We start from the raw sequence: 22,366 nt of genomic DNA on the forward strand, positions 1-22,366 counted from the left end.
TGCGCGTCGCCCTAGTCTGGAGGCGTGCTGGTTCCCCTGACGAACACCCCCCGCGACTACGCCTGGGGCTCGACCGATCTCATCGCCCGCCTCGAGGGTCGCGAGCCCACCGGACGACCCGAGGCCGAAGTCTGGCTCGGCGACCACCCCGGCAACCCGGCGATCACCGCCGACGGCCGCACCCTCGACGCGTGGCTCGCCGAAGAAGGCGGCGCCGCGGGAGCCCCGGCGAAGCTGACGTTCCTGATGAAGCTCCTCGCGGCCGGATCGCCGCTGTCGATTCAGGCGCACCCGTCGAAGGAGCAGGCCGAGGCCGGCTTCGCGCGGGAGGAGCGGGCCGGCATCCCGCGCGACGCGGGCCACCGCACCTACCGCGACGACAACCACAAGCCCGAGCTGATCGTCGCCGTCAGCGACGAGTTCCTGGCGCTCGCCGGCCTGCGCGCGCTCGCCGACACCCGCCGGCTGCTCGCGCTGCTCGGCCCGACGGGCGCGGTGCTCTCCGCCCGCCTCGACGACGCCGACGCGGAGGCGTCCCTTTCCGCCGTGATCGCCTGGCTGCTCTCCGGCGAGGCTCAGGATGAGGTCGACGCGCTGATCCGTGCGGCCCTCGACGCACCCCGCGGCGCCGGCTTCGACGCCGAGCTCGATCTCGTCGCCCACCTGGCGCAGGCCTATCCGTCCGACCCGGGTGTGATCGTGGCGATGCTCATGAACCTCGTCTCGCTCGCACCGGGGGAGGGACTCTACGTGCCCGCCGGCGTGCTGCACGCCTACGTCGCGGGGCTCGGGGTCGAACTCATGGCCGCCAGTGACAACGTGCTGCGCGGCGGTCTCACCCCTAAGCACATCGACGTCGGCGAACTCGTCTCGGTGCTGACACCGTCGCCCGGCCCGGCGCCCCGCGTCGACGCGCACGAGGTCGGCGAGGGCCTGTGGCGCTATCCGACCCCCGCGCCCGACTTCACGCTGCGACGGGCGGATGTGGGGGCCGACACCCCGGTGCGGGTGCCCGTCTCCGACACCGCGATCCTGCTCGCGACGGCCGGCGAGGTCACGGTCGAGTCCGCGGGAGACGACCTCGCCCTCACGCCCGGTCGGGCCGTGCTCGTCACCCCCGACGCCGAAGGCGCGGTGCTGCGCGGCACGGGCACGGTGTTCATCGCCTCAACGGGGTTCATCGCGTAGACCCGATCTCGTCGCACCCGACGGCTCGGCCGCGTAGCCGCATTCGAGCGCCCGGCTTCGTGGCCGCATCGTGATCTGCCGCGACACGCCGACGGCGCGTCGCGAAGCTTCAACCCGGGGGTGAGGCTTTACGATCTGCGACTTGACCGTGGGGAACTACACCTGTGTAATTATTCCCAACACGCGGACCGGCGTGGGGGGAAACCACGAGGTGGGAGAGCAAGATGACGGGTTACCGTTCCGGCGTTCCCGAGAATTGGTTCGTCGATCCCGTACAGCTCGGCGTGCCGGGCGTGCGACGTCCAGCCGAGACCGACGACGAGAATGCACTCGCGTGGCAGACAGACGCGCTGTGCGCCCAGACCGACCCGGAGGCGTTCTTCCCGGAGAAGGGCGGCTCGACGCGCGACGCCAAGCGCATCTGCACCTCGTGCGATGTGCGTGACGAATGCCTCGAGTACGCGCTCCAGAACGACGAGCGGTTCGGTATCTGGGGCGGCCTGTCCGAACGCGAACGGCGCAAGCTCAAGCGCCGCGCGAGCTGATCCGCCACTGCCGCCGCGGGATGCGGCGCTCCCGGCGCGTGCGCGCGACCCTCGTCGCGCCGCCCGCATAGGCTTACCTGGCCATGCCCGCCCGTGTCCATGCCCTCCTCGTGGTGCGCCCCGACGGTCGTCCGTCGGCCGCGTTCCACCTGCGGCGCACCCTCGCGGCGCTGAACGAGCAGCGGCGCCCCGTCGACGCGCTGACGATCGTGATCTGCGGTGAAGACGCCGCCGTTCGTGAACTCGCGGCCTCATCCGGCGCGGAATCGGTCATCACCGCCTCCGCCGGCACCTCCTTCGCCGCCGCCACCGCCCTGGGCACCCACCGCCTCGACGGAGACGCGGTCTGGCTGCTCGCGCAGGACACCGCCCCCGAGCCCGATGCGCTCACCCGCCTCGCCGGCGCCCTCGAACTGGCGCCCTCCGTCGCGTTCGTCGCTCCGAAGCTCGTGCGGTGGGAAGACCGCTCCGAGATCGTCTCGCTCGGGGTGTCGATGACGGCCACCGGGCGCTCGGTGGGTCTCGCCGACGACGAGCTCGACCAGGGGCAGCACGACGTGACGCACGACGTGCTCGGCTCCGACGTGCGCGGCGTACTGGTGCGATCCGACGCGTGGCGTGCCCTCGAGGGGGTCGATCCCGCCCTCGGCGGCGCCGACGAGGGGCTCGACCTCGCGGTGCGCGCGCGCCTCGCCGGCTCGCGCATCTCGCTCGTTCCGACCGCGCTCGTGGCCGTCGCCGGCGACGGGGTCGCGGGCCTGCCCGCCCCGCGCAACGGCCGAGCCCGGCGCCGCGGGGCGCGCGCGGTGCGCACCGCCCAGCTGCATCGACGCCTCGCCTACGCTCCCGCGCCGGCGGTGTTCCTGCACTGGCTCTCGCTGCTGCCGCTGGCCCTGTGGCTGTCGGCCGTGTTCCTCGTGCGCAAGCAGCCGGGGTTGGTGTGGCCGCAGTGGGCCGCTGCGGTCGTCGTCGCCCTGCGCGTGCCGGCGATCGCACGGTCACGCGGCCGCATCCGCCGCAGCCGGCGGGCCTCGTGGGCGCAGATCGCGCCGCTGCGGTTCACCGGACATCAGCTGCGCCAGCGCCTGGACGAAGACCGCGGCGTCGTCGACTCGGCGCCGGTGCGCGGTGAGCTGGGCTTCTTCACCAAGGGCGGCGCGTGGCTCGTGCTCGCCGCTCTCGTGGTCTCGGTCGCCTCGTTCGCGAGCCTGCTGGCGTGGCCCGTGCTCGGCGGGGGAGCGCTGCAGCCCCTCCGTGCCACCGTCGCGCAGCTGTGGGCGGATGCGGCCTTCGGCCTGCGCCCGCTCGGCTGGGAGACCATCGGCGCTGCCGACCCGTTCTCGGCCGTCATCGCCGTCATCGGCTCGCTGTCGCCGTTCGAGCCGTCGCACGCGATCGTCGTGCTGTGGATCCTCGCGCTGCCGCTCGCCGCCCTCGGGGGCTGGTTCGCGGCGGTGCGCGTGACCGATCGCGGTTCGCTGCGGGTGATGGTGGGGGCACTGTGGACGCTCGCGCCGATGTTCCTCGTCGCTCTCGTCGACGGGCGGCCCACCGCCGTCCTCGTGCACCTGCTGCTGCCGTGGCTGTTCTACGCCGGCTCCATCGCGCATCGCACCTGGGTCGCCTCCGGGGTGGCTTCGCTGCTGCTGGCCGCGGTGGTCGCGTGCGCTCCGTCGCTCGCCCCCGCCTTCGCCGTGGTGTGGACGGGCGCGATCATCCTGTCGGTCGTGATGCGCGGCGGAAACGGCGTCGCCCGGCTCATCTGGCTCGTCATCCCGACCGTCGTGCTCTTCGCGCCGTTGATCATCGACCAGGTGCGCACCGGCGACGTGTTCGGCCTATTCGCCGATCCCGGGGTGCCGTGGGCGGGCCCGCAGGTGGCGGCCGATCCGACCGGTCGGGGCCTCCTCGCCGCCGGCATCCCGACCCCGGACATGGCGGGCTGGCAGGAGTTCCTCCCCGGCGTCGCCACCTGGTGGGTGCCGCTTTTGTCGGCCCCGGTGGCGGTGCTCGCGCTCTTCGCCCCGCTCACCCAGCGCTGGGCCGCCGGCGTGACCCTGCTGGTGATCTCTGCGCTCGGATTCGGCACCGCCTTCGTCGCGGTCGGCATCGTCGTCGTCTTCGACCAGGCGCTCACGATCGCCGTGTGGCCGGGGAGCGGGCTCAGTCTGGCGTGGATCGGCGCGGTCGGCGCGGCGGCGGTCGCCCTCGACGCCGGGCTCGCGCCACGGCTGTCGTCCGCTCGCGGATCGATCGCGATCGCCGCTGCGCTCGCGATCGTGGTGCTGGCGGTGCCGTCGCTGACCGCCCTCGCCCGTGAGGCGAGCCTGCTCACCAACGGCCCCGAGAGCACCCTGCCGGCATATGTCGCCGCCGAGGGCCGCGACGACCCCGACGTGGGAACCATCCTGCTCACTCCGCAGTCCGACGGCGGACTGTCAGCGGAGGTCGTGTGGGGCGGCAGCGAGACGCTCGGCGGGCAGACGACCCTCCTGTCCACCCGCGCCGTGCCGACGGCGGCCGACCGCGAACTCGCCGACATCGCCGTCGACCTCGTGACCTCCACCGCCGACGACGCCGTCGACCGGCTCGCCGCGCACGGCGTCGGCTTCGTGCTGCTGGCGCCCCCGGCCGACCCCGACGCATCCGGCGCTCGCGAACTGCAGCTGTCGGCGACCACCGCGCTCGACCAGCGCAACGGCCTCGACCCGGTGGGCGACACCAGCAAGGGTGTGCTGTGGCGCGTCTCCGACGAGGTCGCGCCGCGCGCAGCCGCGCCGGCGTGGGTCGCGCAGATCGCCGTCGTCGTCGGTGCCGCGCAGCTGCTCGTCGTCGTCATCGCGCTGCTGCTCGCGCTGCCGACCGCCGCATCCCGCCGTGGCGCGCGACGCACCTCGCGCATCGTCGGCCCGTACTGGCAGGAGGGCACATGAGCGACAAGCGCACCTTCCGCTGGGCGACCACCAGCGCCCGGATGCTCGTGGGCACCCTGGTCGGGATCGGCTTCGTCGTGGCCGTCGTCACCGCGGTGTCGGTGCCGTGGCCGCAGATCGACCGCACGGCGCCGTCGATCCAGGAGCGTCCCGCGGCGGAGGAGAGCATCGCCGCGTGCACGGGCGATCTGCTGGCCACCGGGCGCGACGTCGAGGATGCGGCCGGCATCGTCTCCGCCGCGGACTCCACCTTCACGCTGGGCACGAGCGAAGCCGACGCCGATCCCGAACTCACCGCGCTTCCCGCCCCCACCCTGGGCGAGGAGGAGAGCGCCGTCGCCCTGGTCGCGGAGCCCGACGGCGAGGACCGCGTCGACGTCGCAGCCGCCGGCTCCGCGACCGTCGCCGACGAAGACCTGCGCGGCTACGCCGCTTCGCCCTGCCGGCCGGCGCTGATGGAATCCTGGCTCGTCGCGGGATCCACCGCCACCGGATCCGCCGACCTCGTGCTGCTGTCCAACCCCGGCGATGTCGCGGCGACCGTGCAGCTGACCGCCTACGGCGCACAGGGCGCGATCGAACCCCCCGGCGGCGCCGACGTCGTCGTGGCAGCCGGCAGCCAGCGCATCATCCCCCTCGCCGGGCTCATCCTCGGCGAAGCCAGCCCCGTCGTGCGCGTGACCGCCGTGGGCGCGCCCGTGCACGCATCCGTGCAGTCCAGCATCACGCGGGGCCTCATCGCCGGAGGGGTCGAGCAGACATCCGCCGTCTCCGCTCCGCAGACGAGCCAGGTCATCACCGGTGTCGGCGTCGCCGACGAGCCGGAGGACGACGAGCCGGGCACCGTGCTCCGCCTGCTCGCGCCCGTCACCGACACGACCGCGACGGTGCGGGTCACCGCATCCGACGCCCTGCAGTCGGTCGTGGTCGAGCGCACGATCGAGCTGACGGCGGGCATCCCGACCGAGGCGGAGCTGGGCGGCCTCGAGGTCGGTCAGTACACCGTCGAGGTGACCGGTGAGGTCGAGCTGCTCGCCTCGGTGTGGCAGGCGACGGGATCGGGCGAGGCGGCCGACTTCGCGTGGTACATGCCGGCGCCCGAGCTCGGCACGCCGAGCACGTTCGCGACCCCGGCGGGTCCCGAGCCGCAGCTCACCCTCGCGAACGTCACCGATACGGAGATGACCGTCGCGATCGCCGCGATCGACGGCTCGGACGAGCAGGAGGTCGTCGTCGCCGCGCGCACGTCGACAACGCTCCGGCTGACCGCGCGCATGGTCTACAGCATCGACGACGGCGGCGACGGCATCCACGCCGGCCTGTCTTTCAGTGGTGATGGTGCTCTCGCCGGCTACCCGGTGTGGCCGTCCGAGGCGGCCTCCGACGCGATCACCGTCTACCCGTGAGCCCGCGGGCGGCGGCTCAGAAGTAGCGGAAGCGCTCGGGGCCGAGATCCCACGGATCCATGTCCAGATACTCCGCGGCCGCGCGGAACACGCAGCTCTCGATCATCATGCGCCGGTGCAGGTCGTCGTCGCGGTGCAGGTGGCTCAGCCGCTCGATGGGCAGTCGCCACACGATGATGCGCTTGCGGGTGGTGTCCACCGTCCACCGCGGAATGCCGCGATCACCGGTCTCTCCGGGCATATCGCCGATCTCGAAGCTCACGTCGCGCAGGTCGTCCCACGCCGAGCGCAGGAATTCCGCCGCCGCACCGACGGCGAGGTCGAATCGCTCGATGCGGGTGTCGATGGGAGGAAGCGGCGGGCGCACGATCGGGCTGCGGCCGACGCGCCCGTGGCGGCCGTGGCGGGCGGGCCGGCGGGCCGGTGTCGCCGAGGGCTTCGCACGTCTCCACGCCATGGCCCCATCCTAGGTGCGCGGCGCGGCATCCGGATGCTGTCGGAACAGCTCACTAGGGTGAGACCGATGCGCGAGAGACTCTGCTCCAAAGTGGGATGCGCCCGCGAGGCGGTGTCGACCCTGACCTACGACTACGGCGACCAGATGGCCGCCCTGGGACCCCTGGGTCGCGCGAACGATCCGCACGCGCACGATCTGTGCGCCGCCCACACCGATCGGCTTTCCGTGCCGCGCGGGTGGGTCGTCATCCGCCACGAGACGCTCCAGGGCTGACCGCCGGTCCGCCTCGGCATGTGCCCGCAGGCGACGTGGGATGATGGAAGGCATGTCCTCCGACACCGCCGCGCCGACCCGCACCGTTCCCGATCACGCCGTCCGCGACCTCTCGCTCGCCGGCGCCGGTCGCCACCAGCTGCGGCTGGCGGAGAACGAGATGCCGGGCCTGATGGCCCTTCGCGACGAGTTCGGCGCGTCGCAGCCGCTGAAGGGTGCGCGCATCGCCGGCTCCCTGCACATGACCGTGCAGACCGGGGTGCTCATCGAAACCCTCGTCGCGCTGGGTGCGCAGGTGCGGTGGGCCAGCTGCAACATCTTCTCCACGCAGGATGAAGCCGCCGCCGCCGTCGTCGTCGGCCCCGACGGCACGGTCGACGAGCCGCGCGGGGTTCCGGTGTTCGCCTGGAAGGGCGAGACGCTCGCAGAGTACTGGGACCTCGCCGACCGCATCTTCGACTGGTCGGCGGAGGGCTTCGACGGGCCGAACCTCATCCTCGACGACGGCGGCGACGCGACCCTGCTCGTGCACAAGGGCGTCGAATTCGAGAAGGCGGGTGCGGTGCCCGACGCCGTCGCGGGCGACTCAGAGGAGTACCGCGTCGTGCTCGAGACGCTTCGTCGTAGCCTCGCCCGCGACCCGCAGCGCTTCACGCGTATGGCCGACGGCATCCTCGGCGTGACCGAGGAGACGACCACCGGGGTGCACCGTCTCTACGAGCTGGCCGCATCCGATCGTCTGCTGTTCCCCGCGATCAACGTCAACGACTCCGTCACGAAGTCGAAGTTCGACAACGTCTACGGCATCCGCCACTCGCTGCCCGACGGCATCAACCGGGCGACGGATGTGCTCATGGGCGGCAAGGTCGCGTTCGTCGCCGGTTACGGCGACGTCGGCAAGGGCGCCGCCGAGGCCCTCCGTGGTCAGGGCGCCCGCGTCATCATCGGCGAGGTCGACCCCATCTGCGCGCTCCAGGCCGCCATGGACGGGTACCAGGTCGCGCGCCTGGACACCGTCCTCGGCGACGTCGACATCGTGATCACCGGCACCGGCAACCGCGACGTCGTGACGGCGGAGCACCTCCTCGGCCTCAAGCACCTCGCCGTCGTCGGCAACGTCGGTCACTTCGACAACGAGATCGACATGGCCGGGCTCGAGGCTCTCGAGGGCGTCGAGAAGGTCGAGATCAAGCCGCAGGTGCACGAGTGGCGTCTGCCGAACGGCCGCAGCGTGCTGGTGCTGAGCGAAGGGCGCCTGCTGAACCTCGGCAACGCCACCGGGCATCCCTCGTTCGTGATGAGTGCCTCGTTCACCAACCAGGTTCTCGCGCAGATCGAGCTCTACCTGCGCCCGGAGCAGTACCCCCTCGGCGTCTACGTGCTGCCGAAGGTGCTCGATGAGAAGGTCGCTCGCCTGCACCTCGCCGCACTCGGTGTCGAGCTCACCGAGCTGACCGAGGCGCAGGCCGCCTACCTGGGGGTTCCGGTCGAGGGCCCCTACAAGCTGGGCCACTACCGCTACTGACCTGCCCCGCCCGGGGTGGTGCCGCAGGTCGAGGCCCGCGCGGGTGCGCTTGCCGCGGTGCGCGCCGCGGGGAGCGCGCCGCTGCCGTGCATGCGGCTCCGGCCTCCACGCCGCTGCCGCTGCATGTCCCACTTTCTGTCCGTTTGGCGCGGAATGAGCGCAGATATTGGGACATGGATGTGGTTCGGCCTGGAGCGTGTCCCAGTTTCTGCTGGTTTGGCGCCGAATGAGCGCAGAAAGTGGGACATGGGGGAGGGACGGATGGGGCCCGGGCCGGGGCGGGCGCCCGCTGGGGCCCGGGCCGGGGGTCGCCGTAGCCGTCAGGCGCCGAGGCCGCGGGTGAGGCGGGCCACGCGCTGCGCCTGCAGCTCCAGAGCGCGCAGCTCGCGGTCGCGGCGGACGGCGACGACGGCGCGCACGAACGTCTCCGGGTCGGCATGCGGCACGGGGGAGACGTGCGAGGCGGCCTCCTCGGCGAGTGACAGGGCGACGCGGCTGCGCGCGCCCGGCATCATGTGCTCGGCCTGCCGCACGAACTGCGCCATGCGCCGGGAGAGGCCGGGCGGAAGGTGAGCGACGTCGGCGGTCTCGGCCCACGACAGGAGCGAGGATGGCACGCCCGGTGCCGGCGCAGGCAGCGGCGGCGTGCGCGTGCGCTCCGCATAGGTGCCGGCCAGCAGGTCGCCCAGGCGCTGGGAGCGTGGTGTGAACGCGCCGACGACGGCGGCGAGCGCACCCACGGTGAGCCAGATCTCCAGCACTCCGGTGAGAGCGCGGATGAAGGCCTGGCGAAATCCGGATGCGCCGCCGTCGATGCGCACGACCCGCGCGCCGACGGCGAGCCGGCCGAGGCTGCGACCCCGCGTGGCCGTCTCGACCGTGGTCGGGATCACCACCATCACCAGCACCGCGACGACGATCGTCACGATCGGGAGCACATCGGTGTCGAGCATCCCGAGGCTCCCGAGCCATCCGACGATCGCCACGAACAGCAGAAGCACCGCGATACCGACGAGCACGTCGATCAGGGCGCTGAGCGCCCGCAGGAAGAAGCCGACCGGCTGCACATCGAGCGCGACGGCCTCACCGGTGAGCACCTCGTCCTGGTGGATCTCGACCACGGTCGGCGCCGGCGTGCTCATGGGTACAGTTAACCAGGTGGACCTCGACGCCCTGACTGCCGCCCGGCGCGAGGAATGGGACCGTTTGGATGCGCTCAGCCGCATGCGCCGGCCCACCGGCGACGAGGTCGACGAGCTCGTCACGCGATACCGATCGGCGAGCGCGGATCTCGCCGACATCAAGACCTCGGCCGGTCGCACCCCGCACGGCGACCACGTCTCGACGATGCTCTCCCGGGCGCGTCTGCGCCTGACCGGTGCTCCCGAGAACGTGCTGCGGCAGATCCCGCGCTTCTTCGCCCTGCAGCTGCCGGCGGCGCTCCACCGGCTGCGATGGACGACGCTGGTCATCGCGGTCGCCTTCGTCGCCGTGGGCGCGATCGTGGCGGCATGGGTCGCCGCCGACCCGGCGCTCGTCGCAAGTCTCGGACCTCAGGCGGCGCTGGAGCAGTACGCCGAGAACGACTTCGCCGAGTACTACTCCGAGAACCCCGCGGCGGTCTTCGCCGGCACCGTCTGGACCAACAACGCGTGGATAGCGGCGCAGTGCGTGATGTTCGGCATCACCGGCATCTGGCCGATCATGGTGCTCGTGCAGAACGCGGTGGGCGTGGGCACGGCCGCCGCGATCATGTTCGCTTTCGGCCGTGGTGACGTGTTCGTGCTCTACATCCTCCCGCACGGCCTGCTGGAGCTGACCTGCATCTTCGTCGCGGGCGCCGCCGGGCTGCACATCTTCTGGGCCTGGGTCGCGCCCGGACGGCGTTCCCGTGGGCAGGCGCTCGCCGAGGCGGGGCGCTCGCTGGCGACCGTCGCGCTCGGGCTCGTTCTGGCGCTCGCCGTCGCCGGTCTCATCGAGGGCTTCGTCACCGCGCAGCCCTGGCCGTGGCCGGTCAAGATCGGCATCGGAGCGCTCGCGCTCGGCGCCTTCGTGTTCTACATGGTCGTCGTGGGAGGGCGGGCCCGCCGTGCCGGGGAGACCGGTGACCTCACCGAGTACGAGGCCGGCACGCCCACCCTCTACGCGGGCTAGGAGCCGCCGACCTCGCTGTCGAAGAGCGCGCGATAGGCGAAGCCGGCGAGCACGGCACCCACCACGGGGAACAGAAGGAACACCCACAGCTGCACGAGCGCCTCGCCGCCGCCGTACACCGCCGTCGCCAGGGACCGCGCCGGGTTGACCGAGGTGTTGTCCACGGGGATGCTCACCAAGTGGATGAGGGTGAGCGACAGCCCGATCGCGAGGCCCGCGAATTTCGTGCCGCGGGTGGGGTGCGTGACACCGAGGATCACGAGCAGGAACAGCCCCGTGAGGATGATCTCGATGATGATCGCCGCCGGCATGCCGAACCCACCGGGCGAGAGCGCATCCCATCCGTTGCTGGCGAATCCGCTGTCCTGCGCGGCGGGCAGCCAGCCCGCCGGGCCGAAGAGGCCGATGAGCACCAGCACGGTGGTGGCGACGAGGCCGCCGACGATCTGAGCGCCGATGTAGGCGAGTGTGCCGCGCCACGGGAACCTGCCGGCGGCGGCCAGGCCCAGGGTGACGGCGGGGTTGAAGTGCCCGCCCGAGATCGGACCGAACGCGTAGGCGCCGATGATCACCGCGAGTCCGACGGCGAACGAGGCGGCGATATAGACGATCCCGGGGGCGAAGACGCGCTCGGCATCGGCGAAGTGGTTCGCGAACAGCGCTGTTCCGATGAGTCCGAAGACGAGCAGGAAGGTTCCGAACCCTTCCGCGGCGAGCTTGGCGCCGAGGGTCGGTCCGCCCGGCGGCGGGGTGTGTTCGAGGTCGGTGGGTGGGATGGATTTCTCAGGACGCGGATCGTTGCTCATCGCGCGCCTCCTTTCCGATGCGCTCAGGGTACTGGCAGGCCCCGGCGCCGACCAGAGCGCGCCACCTGCGCGACAGCCGCTCGTTGTTTTGAATTTGTCAAAAGAACGGTAGAGTGGGGGTATGACGAGCCCCGAAGCGCATGATGTCGAAGCGTCACTGCGCGCAGCCGGGTTGCGGGTGACCGATACGCGGCGCGCTGTGTTCTCCGCCCTTCACGGCGCCGCGCACATCGCAGCCGAACCGCTCTTCGATCGTGTGCGGGAGAGTCTCCCCGGCACGAGCAAGCAGTCCGTCTACAACGCTCTCGGCGACTTCGTCGAGGCGGGCATCGCGCGCCGGATCGAGCCGGCGGGCCAGGCCGGCCTCTACGAACTCCGCGTCGGCGACAACCACCACCATCTCGTCTGCACCCAGTGCGGACGTGTCGAAGACGTCGACTGCGTGACCGGCGCCGCGCCGTGCCTGCACCCGTCCGACACGCGGGGCTTCGCGGTGCACACCGCCGAGGTCACGTTCTGGGGCGTGTGCGCCCGGTGCGCCGCCGCCGCATGACTTACGAAGACCTACCCCTCTCCGTCCACCCTCGTCCCCAGGAAGGAACCCCATGACGAACGCTGACGAGAACCCCGCCGGCATCGGCTCCGACACCGAGATCGACCAGTCGGTCACCGACATCGACACCCCCGAGAGCGAGCGCGCCGACGGCGAGACCCGACCGAGCCCGAACGACGCCGCTGCGGGCACCTGCCCCGTCATCCACGGCGACCAGCCGCATCCGACCACGGGCGACGCGAACCGCGTGTGGTGGCCCAACCAGCTCAACCTCAAGGTGCTCGCGAAGAACCCGGCCGTCGCCAACCCGCTGGGCGAGGACTTCGACTACAGGGCCGCCTTCGGAAGCCTCGACCTCGCCGCAGTGAAGGCCGACATCGCCGAGGTGATGACCACGTCGCAGGACTGGTGGCCCGCCGACTTCGGTCACTACGGACCCCTCATGATCCGCATGGCCTGGCACAGCGCCGGCACCTACCGCATCACGGACGGTCGCGGAGGCGGCGGCGCCGGCCAGCAGCGCTTCGCGCCGCTGAACAGCTGGCCCGACAACGTCTCGCTCGACAAGGCACGCCGCCTGCTGTGGCCGGTGAAGAAGAAGTACGGTCAGAACCTGTCGTGGGCCGACCTCATGATCCTCGCCGGAAACGTCGCCCTCGAAGACATGGGCTTCGAGACCTTCGGCTTCGCCGGCGGCCGTGCCGACGTGTGGGAACCCGACGCCGACGTGTACTGGGGCCCGGAGACCACGTGGCTCGGCGACGAGCGCTACAGCGGCGACCGCGAGCTGGAGAAGCCCCTCGCCGCCGTGCAGATGGGCCTCATCTACGTCAACCCCGAGGGCCCGAACGGCAACCCCGACCCGATGGCGTCGGCGCGCGACATCCGGGAGACCTTCGGTCGCATGGCGATGAACGACGAGGAGACCGTCGCGCTCATCGCCGGCGGCCACACCTTCGGCAAGACCCACGGCGCGGCGCCCGACACCAACATCGAGGACAACCCCGAGGCTGCCGGCCTCGAGCAGCAGGGGCTGGGCTGGAAGAACAACTTCCGCACCGGCAAGGGCGATGACACCATCACCTCCGGGCTCGAGGTCACCTGGACCTACCACCCGACCCGCTGGGACAACGAGTTCTTCCACATCCTGTACGCGTACGAGTGGGAGCTCATGACGAGCCCCGGAGGCGGCCACCAGTGGCGTCCGGTGGACGGCGGCGGGGCCGACATGGTGCCGCTGGCCCACTCCGACGGGCGCCGCGAGCCCCGCATGCTCACGAGCGACCTCGCGCTGCGCACCGACCCCGAGTACGACCGGATCTCGCGTCGCTTCAAGGACGACCCGAAGGCCTTCGCCGACGCGTTCGCGAGGGCGTGGTTCAAGCTCACCCACCGCGACATGGGACCGAAGGTGCGCTACCTCGGCTCCGAGGTGCCCGCCGAGGACCTCATCTGGCAGGACCCCGTTCCGGCCGTCGACCACGAGCTGATCGACGCCGACGACGCGCGGGCCCTCAAGGCGCAGATCATGGATGCCGGGCTCACCGTCGCCGAACTCGTCGGCACCACGTGGGCCGCCGCGTCGAGCTTCCGCGGCAGCGACAAGCGCGGCGGCGTCAACGGCGCGCGCATCCGCCTGGCCCCGCAGAAGGACTGGGAGGTCAACAACCCCGCCCAGCTGCAGAAGGTGCTGAGCGTGCTCGAGGGTGTCAAGGCCTCGTTCGAGGACGGCCGCACCGACGGCAAGAAGGTCTCGCTGGCCGACCTCATCGTGCTCGCGGGCAATGCCGCGGTCGAGAAGGCGGCGCGTGACGGCGGTGTCGACGCGGAGGTGCCGTTCCACCCGGGCCGCACCGACGCCAGCGAGGAGCAGACGGACGCGGTGTCGTTCGAGTTCCTCGAGCCGGCCGCCGACGGGTTCCGCAACTACTACGGCCCGAAGGCGACCATGCCCGGTGAGTACCACCTCATCGACAAGGCGAACCTGCTGACCCTGTCGGCACCGGAGATGACGGTGCTCGTCGGAGGGATGCGTGCGCTGGGTGCGAACTGGGACGGCTCGGATCACGGTGTGCTCACCACCCGCAAGGGCGTGTTGTCGAACGACTTCTTCGTGAACCTGCTCGACCTCGGCACGACGTGGAAGCCGCTGGACAAGGGCGGTCACGCGTTCATGGGCACCAAGGACGGCTCCGGCGCACCCGTCGGCGTCGGCACCCGCGCCGACCTGCTGTTCGGCTCGAACTCCGAGCTGCGCGCGCTCGCCGAGGTGTACGCGAGCGACGACGCGAACGAGAAGTTCGTGCGCGACTTCGTCGCAGCCTGGGGCAAGGTCACCGAACTCGACCGGTTCGATCTCGTCTGACACCCGGGTGATTCCAGGGCCCGTCACCGCCTCGCGCGGCGGCGGGCCCTGCTGGTGTGCGGGCTCTGCCGGTGGGTGGGGCCGGCGTCTACAGTCGGCCGGCGGCCTTCAGCGCGAGGTAGCGGTCGGCGATCCGCGGCGGCAGCCCGTCTGGTGTGTCGGCGATCGCGTCGCCCCCGGCACGGGCGATGGCCTCCGCGACACGTGACGCCTCGAAGGCGCCGCGTTCCCGCGCCGCGGCGCGGTAGACATCGACGGCGTCCTCTCGATCCGGTCGGTTCCCGGCGCTGTCGGTGACGGTGCCGACGACCACCCGCGTCCGCGCGGTCAGTGCGGGCAGCGATCCGAGGAACGCCCGCGCGCTGTCGACGTCGTCCTGCGCGGTGAGCAGGACGACCAGCGCCGGGCGATTGGTGAGGGCTCGCACCTGAGCATGCGCGGCGTCCCAGTCCGTGTCGATCAGCTGCGCCTCGACGCCCGCCATCGCCTCGACCATCGTCGCCAGCAGCCCCGGGCCGTCGACGCCGGTCACGCGTGCGCGGGTGACGCGGTCGAACATCACCAGGTGCACGTGGTCGCCCGCCCGGGCCGCAAGCGCCGCGAGCAGGAGCGACGCCTCCATCGCGGCATCCAGCCGGATGCCGTCGCCGACGCGGGCGGCCGCCGTGCGACCGGTGTCGACGACGATGACGACGTGCCGATCGCGCTCCGGCCGCCACGTGCGGAGCATCGTCGTGCCGGCACGCGCGGTCGCCCGCCAGTCGATCGAGCGCACGTCGTCGCCGCGCACGTACTCCCGCAGCGAGTCGAACTCGGTGCCCTGCCCCCGCACCTGGATGCTGGTGTTGCCGTCGAGCTCGCGCAGGCGTGCCAGCCGCGACGGCAGATGACGCCGAGAGGTGAACGGCGGCAGCACGCGGACCTCGCCCCGCGACGGGATCGCGCGCTGGCGTCCGGCGAGTCCGAGCGGCCCGTGCGAGCGCACCACCACCATCTCGCTCGCGAGCGTGCCGCGCCGACGGGGGAGAAGCGGCACCACGAGGTCACGCCGCTCACCGGGTGGGATCTCCAGCGGCAGACGCTCGAAGGGGGCGCCCGCCGTCGGCTGCCACGCATCGCGCAGCCGTCCGCGGATGCGGCGGGAGCCGGTGTTGGCGATCCGCAGCCGCACCGACGTCTGCGCACCGAGCAGGGTCTTCGCCGGTGCGTCGCGGGAGACGCGCAGCACCCGCGGAGAGGTGGCGGTGGCCACATCCACCACTGTGAGAAGCGCGCACAGCATGACCCACAGCGCCGCCGCGACCCACGCGTCGACGCCGCCCAGAGCCGACGCCGCCACCACCGGAACGACGCCGACGGCGACCAGCAGAGACAGGCGCCAGGTGACGAACACGGTCAGACCGGAACGCGGGTCTGCTGGACGACCGAGGCCAGCACCGAGTCGACCGAGACCCCCTCGAGCTCCGCGTCGGGGCGCAGACGGATGCGGTGCCGCCAGGTCGGCACGAGCATCGTCTGCACATGGTCGGGCGTGATGGCGGGATAGCCGCCGAGCCACGCCCATACCTTCGCGGCCGCCAGAAGCGCGGTCGTCGCGCGGGGACTGACGCCCAGCTGCACCGACGGGCTGCGCCGCGTCGCCTGCGCGAGATCGACCACGTAGCCGAGCACGTCGTCGGCGACGGACACCGCGGCAGCCGCCCGCTGGGCGGCGTGGATCTCGTCCACGGTGACCACCGGTGCGAGACCCGCGGCGTCGAGGTCGCGCGGAGAGAAGCCCTCGGCGTGACGGCGCAGCACGGCCACTTCGGCGTCGCGCTGCGGCAGGTCGACGATGAGCTTGAGGAGGAACCGGTCGAGCTGCGCCTCGGGCAGGGTGTAGGTGCCCTCGTGCTCGACGGGGTTCTGCGTCGCGGCGACGAGGAACGGGTCGGGCAGGGCGCGCGAGACGCCGTCGGTGGAGACCTGACGCTCCTCCATGGCTTCCAGCAGGGCCGACTGCGTCTTGGGCGGCGTGCGGTTGATCTCGTCGGCGAGCACGACGTGGGTGAAGACCGGGCCCTCCCGGAACTCGAACTCGCCGGTGCGCGCATCGTAGACGAGCGACCCGGAGACGTCTCCGGGCATGAGGTCGGGGGTGAACTGGATGCGCTTGGTGTCCAGTCCGAGTGCGCGGCTGAAGGCGCGCACGAGCAGCGTCTTGGCGACGCCCGGCACCCCCTCGAGAAGCACGTGCCCACGGCCGAGCAGCGCGATGAGCAGGCCGGTCACGACGCCGTCCTGACCGATCACGGCCTTGCCGACCTCGAGGCGCACGCGGTTCATCGCCGCGCGCAGGTCGTCGTCGCGGGGGGTCTCGTCGGTCACGTCCGGGTCCTTTCGCCAGGGGTGTGCAGCCGTGCGCGCACGGCGGATTCGAGGCCGCGCAGGCGGTCGGAGAGCTCGACGAGCTGCCGGTCCGTGCGCGGAACGTCGAGGAGAAGGATGCCGCGCACGGCGCGACGGTCGGCACCGAGCAGGTCGGCGACGGCATCGGCGACGCGATCGGCGGGGTCCCCGGGACCGAGGCCGACCATGCCGGCGAGGCGGCGGACGGCGCCTCGGCGCAGCTGCGCCGCCGCGTGCGGGGCGTCGTGGGCGGCCGCATACAGGCGCCCGCGGCCCTCGTCGGTCTCGCCGGCCCGCACGGTGACGGGAAGCCGCTCGGCCACGAGGGGCCCGAACCGGCGCCCGCGGGAGATGCCCGCGACCAGGCCGGCGAGCACGAGCAGGGTGATCGCGGGGGTGACCCACGGCGGGGTCAGTTCGCCGAGCGTCGGGTCGGTGACCGGCAGGTCGGTGTCGCCGGCCGAGGCGACGTACCAGACCACGCGCTCGTGCGCGCCGAGCAGCCCGATCGCGAGCGCCGCGTTGCCCTCGTCCGCCAGGGCGTCGTTGGTGAAGACGCCGTCGGCGTCGATGGCCGTGACCGAGCCGCTGCCGAGGAGGCCATACGCCTCTCCATCGGGATAGCACGTCGCCTGCGCGCCACCGGCGCTGAACAATCCGCCGATGGTCGCGTCTCCGGCCCGCGCGGGCGTCGGCAGCGCGCACGCCGGAGCCAGCGTCTCGGTGGCGAAGCCGGTGGGCACGGCGCCGTCGAAGTACGTGCGCAGCACCCGGGATGCGGGGTCGCCGAACACGGTGGCGGTTGCGGTTTCGACGAGGGACTCGACGGCCTCGGCGGAGAGGTTCGGGGTGTCGGGCAGGAACAGGGTCGCATCCTGTTCCTCGAGCAGATCCCGGGCGTTCTGCCACGAGCGCTCCACCACCACCTCGACACCGTTGTTCCTCAGCACCTCGGCCAGCGCGCGGGTTCCGCCGGGGCCTGCTGACTCGGGGTCGAGCGATCCGCGGGCGGCGCGCTCGCCGATGCCGGCGAGCAGCGAGCCGACGATCCCGACGACGATGAATCCGGCGGCGATCGCGACCCACGTGATCGCGGCGCGGCGCCTGCGGGGAGGTGAGGACGAGCTCACCGATGCGCGTCGGTTCGTCGCTGCGGGTGCGCTCACGCGGGCACCCCCGGGAGCACGGCGGGGCGGGATGCGGCGATCTCGTCGTCGAGGCGGGTCACGCTCGCGTACAGCTCCGCCGTACCGGGCCGGCGCAGATACCGCACGTCGTCGAACCCGTCGGCTGCGGTCTCGAGCGCGGCGGCGAAGTCGGGGAACGCCACGGCGGCCGCCCGCGCGAAGGCGTGCACCGTAGCGCCGGGCGGAGCATCCACGACGCCCCGTTCGGTCAGACTCCGCGCCAGGGCGCGGAAGCGCAGCACCACGGCGTCGTCCCACGCGCCGCGCGCCGCCGCCTCCTCGGCGTCGGTGCGCAGCCGGCGAGCCGTGCGGCTCTCGGCCTCGCCGAAGAGCACGGCTGAGGCGGGCGTGCCGCGGGGAGTCGCGCGGGGCACGCCCCAGATCGCGAACGCCACGATGATCAGCACGACGACCACCGCGACGGCGACGATCGCGAAGACCGATTCGAGACCCGCTGGAAGCTGCGGGTTCAGCAGGTCGCCGAGGAAATCGGCGACCGCACGGGCGAACAGATCGAACGGCGTGGGCTGCGCCTCGGCGTAGACGGGATTCGTCAGCTCCTGCTCCGCCCAGCGGCGCGCCTCATCGGGGTCGGGCGTCAGCGGCGGAACTGCCGCCGTGAGGGCCTGCGGGAGGGAGCCGGCGGCGTGGATCACGACGGGCGGGGGCCGGAGGCGGCGCCGTCATCGTCGTCGGCCGCAGGGTCCTGTCCCGGCGCGCCCGGGTTGGGCGCATCGCCGGCGGCGTCGGCGGGAGCCGGCGCGGCCGGGGGGACGTAGGGCGGAGGCGGTGCGACGCCCGGGGCGGGCTGGCCGTACGGCTGCTGGGACGGATGCGCCGCGGGGGCGCCCTGCGGCGGGGGCCCCGCCTGTGCGGGCGTCGCCGGTGCGGCGTACGGCGGCCGTGCGTCGGCCACCGGTGCGTACGCCGGCGGTGCGTAGGCGGGCGGTGCATACGGCTGCGGCGCAATCCATGCCGGGCGGGGTGGGGCCTCGCGTCCGATCCCGATCCGGTACGGGTCGGGCAGATCCTGCTCCCCGGCGTCGCGCTTGTCGACGTAGGCGAGCAGATCGAGGTCGAGGGCCTCGTGCCGCATCCGGCAGTCGATGTAGATGATCGCCGCCGACGTGGACTGCACGACGACCGCGACCGCCTGCACGATCAGTGTCAGGATCTGCGCCGCGATCGAGGTCACGACGATCGTCACGATCGTCGACACGCCGGGGTCGCCCGTGGGGGCGAAGAGGGTGCTCAGCCCGGTGCCGAGGAACGAGAACGGCAGGCTCACCACCTGAGCGATCGCGCCGAAGGTGAAGGAGATGAGCACGATGACCCCGAGTGCCGGCCAGAACCGGCCACGGGTCAGCCGCCACGAGCGCGCGAGCGCGGCACCGATGCCGGCGTTCTCGAGGATGATCGCCGACGGCACCAGCAGCAGCTTCACGCTCAGCCAGAGCGCGAGCGGAATCGCGCCGAGGACGACGAGCACGCCGAGGGCGATCGCGATCGGAAGGGCGGCGAAGCCGATCAGCACGAGCACGCCGACGACCACGGCGATCAGCACCGAGACGGCGAGAGTGAGCAGGAACGAGTAGCCGATCACGCGCCAGATCACCGGCTTGACGCGGCGCCACAGCATCCCCAGCGACAGCTTCTCGGCGAGGGCGCCGTGGGCCACCTCGCTCACCACGACCGCCTGCACGATCACGCCGAGTGCCGCAGCGGCGAGCCCCAGCACGAACCCGACGATCGCCGTGATCGCGGTCGAGCCGATGAAGATGGCCTCGAAGTCGTCGCTCGACGCCGGCACGTTGTCCAGCCGCGAGAAGGTGAGCACGGCGACACCGCCGACGCCCAGGAGCACCAGCAGGTAGGCGACGGTCTGCACGACCAGGCCGAAGCCGAGCAGCACCTTGGGATTGTGGCGCAGGGCCGCGAACGAGCGACCCAGGATGGTGCCGAACGTGAGCGGATGCAGCGGGATGATGCCCGGACGCGATGCGGGCGTCCACTGGGGATACGAGGTCACGGTCCTCCTTGAGAGACGCTGCTCCCATCGTGTCACACGGGTCCGGCGGGCGACCCGTGCTGTTCACGGCACGCCGCTCGGCGAATGCACGGCTCATCTCGACTACTCTGGCGGGAGCGCTCGGGGGAGCGCCGACCCGGCATCGCCCCCACGGTGAGCAAAGGACGAACGCGCGATGAGTTCCCGCATCCTGGTGGTCGACGACGACACGGCCCTGGCCGAGATGATCGGCATCGTGCTGCGCACGGAAGGCTTCGACACGGTCTTCTGCGCAGACGGCGCCCAGGCCGTCGAGACGTGGCGCGCCGAGCGTCCCGATCTCGTGCTCCTCGATCTCATGCTCCCCGGCATGGACGGCATCGAAGTCTGCACGCGCGTGCGCGCCGAATCCGGGGTGCCGATCATCATGCTCACGGCGCGCACCGACACCGCCGATGTGGTCAAGGGCCTCGAGTCCGGTGCCGACGACTACATGGTCAAGCCCTTCAATCCGAAGGAGCTCGTCGCCCGCATCAAGACGCGACTCCGCCCGGCCTCGCAGCCGAGCGCGGAGATCATGCGCATCGGCGATCTGTCGGTGGATGTCGCCGCTCACGAGGTGCGACGCGGCGAGACGCCCATCCCGCTGACCCCGCTGGAGTTCGAGCTGCTGGTCGCACTCGCCTCCAAGCCCCAGCAGGTGTTCTCGCGCGAGATGCTGCTCGAGCAGGTGTGGGGCTACCACTACAAGGCCGACACCCGTCTGGTGAACGTGCACGTGCAGCGCCTGCGCGCGAAGGTCGAGATCGACCCCGACAACCCCAAGATCGTCACGACGGTGCGCGGCGTCGGCTACCGCGCCGGCGCCCTGGAGTAGGCCGCGTGCCCCCGGCGCGCACGGCTCCGGCGACGGGCCGCATCGCCATCGTCGACTGGCGGTCCTGGCCCGACCGCGTCACGGTGCTGTGGCGCCGTTCGCTGCGCTTCCGCACGGTCGTGCTGACCCTCGCGCTGTCGGCGCTCGCGATCGTCATCGCGTGCGTGTGGATGGCCCTGGCCATCCAGTCCGATCTCCTGGAGTCCCGTCAGCAGCAGGTGCTCGAAGACGCCCGGCGCGCGACGTCGGAGGTGCAGCGCACCCTCGACTCGGCTGAGCCGCAGGGGAGTCCCGCGCAGCTGTCGACCCTCATGGGAAGCGTGCAGAGCGACCTCACGCAGCAGTCCGAGAGCGACTCGTTCGCGGTGTTCCGCGTGGGCCCGCCGTCCTCGATCGCCCCGCAGGACTTCACCTCGGGCGTCCTCGTCGACGAGGACATCATCTCCACGGCCCTGCGCGACCGTGTGCAGTCCGACCCCGACCTGCAGTGGTGGCAGTACGCGGGGCTTCCCGGCGCCGAAGGAGAGGTTCCGGGCATCATCGTCGGGCAGCAGTTCGAGATGCCCGACGTCGGCTACTACGAGCTCTACTTCGCCTACGACCTCGCCGCCGCATCCGAGACCCTGCTGTTCGTGCAGGCGACGCTCTGGATCGTCGGCGTGTTCCTGCTCGTGATGATCGGGGGGATCGCCTGGTTCGTGCTGCGCTCGGTCACCACGCCGATCGCCGAGGCGGCCGACACCAGTGCCAAGCTCGCGGCCGGCGAACTGAACGTGCGGCTCGACGTGCATGGCGAAGACGAGCTGGCGACGCTCGGACGGTCCTTCAACGCCATGGCCGACAGCATCGAGTCGCAGATCAAGGAGCTGGCCGATCTGTCGCTCGTGCAGCAGCGCTTCGTCTCCGACGTCTCGCACGAGCTGCGCACGCCGCTGACGACGATCCGCCTCGCCGCCGACATGATCAACGACCAGCGGGACGAGTTCGATCCCGTCACCGCGCGGGCAGCCGAGCTGCTGAATGCGCAGGTGCAGCGCTTCGAGACCCTGCTGACCGACCTGCTGGAGATCAGCCGCTACGACGCCGGATCGGTGCAGCTCGAACTCGAGCCGACGAGCCTGGCGCACCTCGCCGAAGACGTCATCGCCTCGATGCAGCAGCTCGCCGACCAGCACGGATCCGATGTGCGGCTGGTCGCGCCGGGAGGATATTCCCCGGTCGACATGGACCCGCGGCGGGTGCGCCGGATCGTGCGGAACTTCCTCGGAAACGCCATCGAACACGGAGAGGGGCGACCCATCGTGGTCACCGTCGACAGCGATCAGCACGCCGTCGCGCTGGGAGTTCGGGACTTCGGGCTCGGCATGCGCGCCGAAGACGTGGATCGGGTGTTCGACCGCTTCTGGCGGGCCGATCCGTCGCGCACCCGCACCATCGGCGGCACCGGTCTCGGGTTGTCGATCGCTCTCGGAGACGCGCGCCTGCACGGCGGGGAGCTGGCGGTGTGGTCCGAGCCGGGCCGGGGGTCCCACTTCGTGCTCACGCTGCCGCGGCTGCCCGGTGAGACCGTCACCTCGTCGCCGATTCCCGTGGAAGCCGGTGAGGACCAGTCGCCGGCCATGGATGCCCTCGGCCTCACGCAGCCGATAGACCTGCCGATCGCCTCGGGCGCGGACGCGATGGGGGAGCGATCGTGACGCG

At 71.9% G+C, this 22,366-nt stretch carries 19 protein-coding genes; 11 read left to right on the plus strand and 8 right to left on the minus strand.

Annotated elements, in window-relative coordinates; genetic code table 11:
* Positions 1–24 precede the first annotated feature (24 nt).
* The 4 genes from manA to B3S45_RS12395 all read left to right on the plus strand — a co-directional run bounded on the left by manA (position 25) and on the right by B3S45_RS12395 (position 6,072).
* Positions 25–1,188, plus strand: coding sequence for a mannose-6-phosphate isomerase, class I (manA, locus tag B3S45_RS12380; protein ID WP_286720954.1), 1,164 nt, complete (start codon positions 25–27; stop codon positions 1,186–1,188).
* Positions 1,189–1,412: 224 nt separating this feature from the next.
* Positions 1,413–1,733, plus strand: coding sequence for a WhiB family transcriptional regulator (locus B3S45_RS12385; protein ID WP_075807113.1), 321 nt, complete (start codon positions 1,413–1,415; stop codon positions 1,731–1,733).
* An 83-nt stretch (positions 1,734–1,816) separates the two neighbouring features.
* A complete protein-coding gene (locus B3S45_RS12390) occupies positions 1,817–4,666 on the plus strand; it encodes a glycosyltransferase (protein WP_286720956.1) in 2,850 nt (949 codons plus the stop codon).
* Positions 4,663–6,072: a DUF5719 family protein gene (locus B3S45_RS12395; RefSeq protein ID WP_286720957.1), complete on the plus strand. Its 1,410-nt coding sequence runs from the start codon at positions 4,663–4,665 to the stop codon at positions 6,070–6,072. The genes B3S45_RS12390 and B3S45_RS12395 overlap by 4 nt, the downstream gene beginning before the upstream one ends.
* A gap of 16 nt (positions 6,073–6,088) precedes the next feature.
* Here the strand turns inward: B3S45_RS12395 and B3S45_RS12400 are convergent, their stop codons facing one another.
* Positions 6,089–6,529, minus strand: a complete 441-nt coding sequence (locus B3S45_RS12400; protein WP_071044746.1) for a metallopeptidase family protein — start codon at positions 6,527–6,529, stop codon at positions 6,089–6,091.
* Between the two features lie 66 nt (positions 6,530–6,595).
* Here B3S45_RS12400 and B3S45_RS12405 point away from each other — a divergent pair, with 66 nt between their 5' ends.
* Positions 6,596–6,802 (plus strand): DUF3499 family protein, encoded by a 207-nt coding sequence (locus tag B3S45_RS12405; RefSeq protein ID WP_286720959.1) that lies wholly within the window; start codon positions 6,596–6,598, stop codon positions 6,800–6,802.
* 52 nt (positions 6,803–6,854) lie between these two features.
* Positions 6,855–8,327, plus strand: a complete 1,473-nt coding sequence (ahcY, locus tag B3S45_RS12410; RefSeq protein WP_286720961.1) for an adenosylhomocysteinase — start codon at positions 6,855–6,857, stop codon at positions 8,325–8,327.
* Between the two features lie 320 nt (positions 8,328–8,647).
* Here the strand turns inward: ahcY and B3S45_RS12415 are convergent, their stop codons facing one another.
* A complete protein-coding gene (locus B3S45_RS12415) occupies positions 8,648–9,469 on the minus strand; it encodes an RDD family protein (protein WP_286720963.1) in 822 nt (273 codons plus the stop codon).
* A 16-nt stretch (positions 9,470–9,485) separates the two neighbouring features.
* Between B3S45_RS12415 and B3S45_RS12420 the strand changes: the two genes are divergently transcribed.
* Positions 9,486–10,481, plus strand: coding sequence for a stage II sporulation protein M (locus B3S45_RS12420; protein ID WP_286720965.1), 996 nt, complete (start codon positions 9,486–9,488; stop codon positions 10,479–10,481).
* Here B3S45_RS12420 and B3S45_RS12425 read toward each other — a convergent pair.
* The gene (locus B3S45_RS12425) at positions 10,478–11,287 is read right to left on the minus strand and encodes an aquaporin (protein ID WP_286720966.1); all 810 of its coding nucleotides are present in this window, start codon (positions 11,285–11,287) and stop codon (positions 10,478–10,480) included. The two genes, B3S45_RS12420 and B3S45_RS12425, sit on opposite strands and share 4 nt — an antisense overlap.
* Before the next feature lie 121 nt (positions 11,288–11,408).
* Between B3S45_RS12425 and B3S45_RS12430 the strand changes: the two genes are divergently transcribed.
* Positions 11,409–11,840 carry a Fur family transcriptional regulator gene (locus B3S45_RS12430; RefSeq protein WP_286720967.1) on the plus strand — a complete coding sequence of 144 codons (432 nt, stop codon included), beginning with the start codon at positions 11,409–11,411 and terminating at the stop codon, positions 11,838–11,840.
* A 52-nt stretch (positions 11,841–11,892) separates the two neighbouring features.
* Positions 11,893–14,205, plus strand: coding sequence for a catalase/peroxidase HPI (katG, locus tag B3S45_RS12435; RefSeq protein WP_286720969.1), 2,313 nt, complete (start codon positions 11,893–11,895; stop codon positions 14,203–14,205).
* A gap of 88 nt (positions 14,206–14,293) precedes the next feature.
* On the opposite strand, the gene B3S45_RS12440 is transcribed toward katG, so the two are convergent.
* The 5 genes from B3S45_RS12440 to B3S45_RS12460 are packed head-to-tail and all read right to left on the minus strand — an operon-like array spanning position 14,294 to position 19,809.
* Positions 14,294–15,598 (minus strand): DUF58 domain-containing protein, encoded by a 1,305-nt coding sequence (locus tag B3S45_RS12440; protein WP_286720970.1) that lies wholly within the window; start codon positions 15,596–15,598, stop codon positions 14,294–14,296.
* A 2-nt stretch (positions 15,599–15,600) separates the two neighbouring features.
* Entirely contained in the window at positions 15,601–16,530 is a 930-nt protein-coding gene (locus B3S45_RS12445) for an AAA family ATPase (RefSeq protein WP_286721071.1), read from the minus strand.
* A 38-nt stretch (positions 16,531–16,568) separates the two neighbouring features.
* Positions 16,569–17,759 carry a DUF4350 domain-containing protein gene (locus B3S45_RS12450; RefSeq protein ID WP_286720972.1) on the minus strand — a complete coding sequence of 397 codons (1,191 nt, stop codon included), beginning with the start codon at positions 17,757–17,759 and terminating at the stop codon, positions 16,569–16,571.
* On the minus strand, positions 17,756–18,436 hold the full coding sequence (locus tag B3S45_RS12455) for a DUF4129 domain-containing protein (protein WP_286720973.1): 681 nt from the start codon (positions 18,434–18,436) through the stop codon (positions 17,756–17,758). The genes B3S45_RS12450 and B3S45_RS12455 overlap by 4 nt, the downstream gene beginning before the upstream one ends.
* Positions 18,433–19,809, minus strand: coding sequence for a glycerophosphoryl diester phosphodiesterase membrane domain-containing protein (locus B3S45_RS12460; protein ID WP_286720975.1), 1,377 nt, complete (start codon positions 19,807–19,809; stop codon positions 18,433–18,435). Before B3S45_RS12460 ends, B3S45_RS12455 begins: the two co-directional genes overlap by 4 nt.
* Before the next feature lie 175 nt (positions 19,810–19,984).
* On the opposite strand from B3S45_RS12460, the gene mtrA reads away from it, so the two are divergent.
* Positions 19,985–20,665, plus strand: a complete 681-nt coding sequence (mtrA, locus tag B3S45_RS12465) for an MtrAB system response regulator MtrA (protein WP_071045374.1) — start codon at positions 19,985–19,987, stop codon at positions 20,663–20,665.
* 5 nt (positions 20,666–20,670) lie between these two features.
* A complete protein-coding gene (gene mtrB, locus B3S45_RS12470; RefSeq protein WP_286720978.1) occupies positions 20,671–22,362 on the plus strand; it encodes an MtrAB system histidine kinase MtrB in 1,692 nt (563 codons plus the stop codon).
* Positions 22,363–22,366 lie beyond the last annotated feature (4 nt).

This window comes from Microbacterium sp. UBA1612 (assembly GCF_002321605.1).
GTDB lineage: Bacteria > Actinomycetota > Actinomycetes > Actinomycetales > Microbacteriaceae > Microbacterium > Microbacterium luteum.

Bases quoted from the DNA above. Each gene is read 5' to 3' on its own strand.
- B3S45_RS12415 (WP_286720963.1), bottom strand. From the start codon at position 9,469: ATGAGCACGCCGGCGCCGACCGTGGTCGAGATCCACCAGGACGAGGTG.
- B3S45_RS12405 (WP_286720959.1), top strand. From the start codon at position 6,596: ATGCGCGAGAGACTCTGCTCCAAAGTGGGATGCGCCCGCGAGGCGGTG.
- katG (WP_286720969.1), top strand. From the start codon at position 11,893: ATGACGAACGCTGACGAGAACCCCGCCGGCATCGGCTCCGACACCGAG.
- B3S45_RS12430 (WP_286720967.1), top strand. From the start codon at position 11,409: ATGACGAGCCCCGAAGCGCATGATGTCGAAGCGTCACTGCGCGCAGCC.
- B3S45_RS12385 (WP_075807113.1), top strand. From the start codon at position 1,413: ATGACGGGTTACCGTTCCGGCGTTCCCGAGAATTGGTTCGTCGATCCC.
- B3S45_RS12445 (WP_286721071.1), bottom strand. From the start codon at position 16,530: ATGAACCGCGTGCGCCTCGAGGTCGGCAAGGCCGTGATCGGTCAGGAC.
- B3S45_RS12390 (WP_286720956.1), top strand. From the start codon at position 1,817: ATGCCCGCCCGTGTCCATGCCCTCCTCGTGGTGCGCCCCGACGGTCGT.
- mtrA (WP_071045374.1), top strand. From the start codon at position 19,985: ATGAGTTCCCGCATCCTGGTGGTCGACGACGACACGGCCCTGGCCGAG.
- B3S45_RS12395 (WP_286720957.1), top strand. From the start codon at position 4,663: ATGAGCGACAAGCGCACCTTCCGCTGGGCGACCACCAGCGCCCGGATG.
- B3S45_RS12400 (WP_071044746.1), bottom strand. From the start codon at position 6,529: ATGGCGTGGAGACGTGCGAAGCCCTCGGCGACACCGGCCCGCCGGCCC.
- ahcY (WP_286720961.1), top strand. From the start codon at position 6,855: ATGTCCTCCGACACCGCCGCGCCGACCCGCACCGTTCCCGATCACGCC.
- B3S45_RS12425 (WP_286720966.1), bottom strand. From the start codon at position 11,287: ATGAGCAACGATCCGCGTCCTGAGAAATCCATCCCACCCACCGACCTC.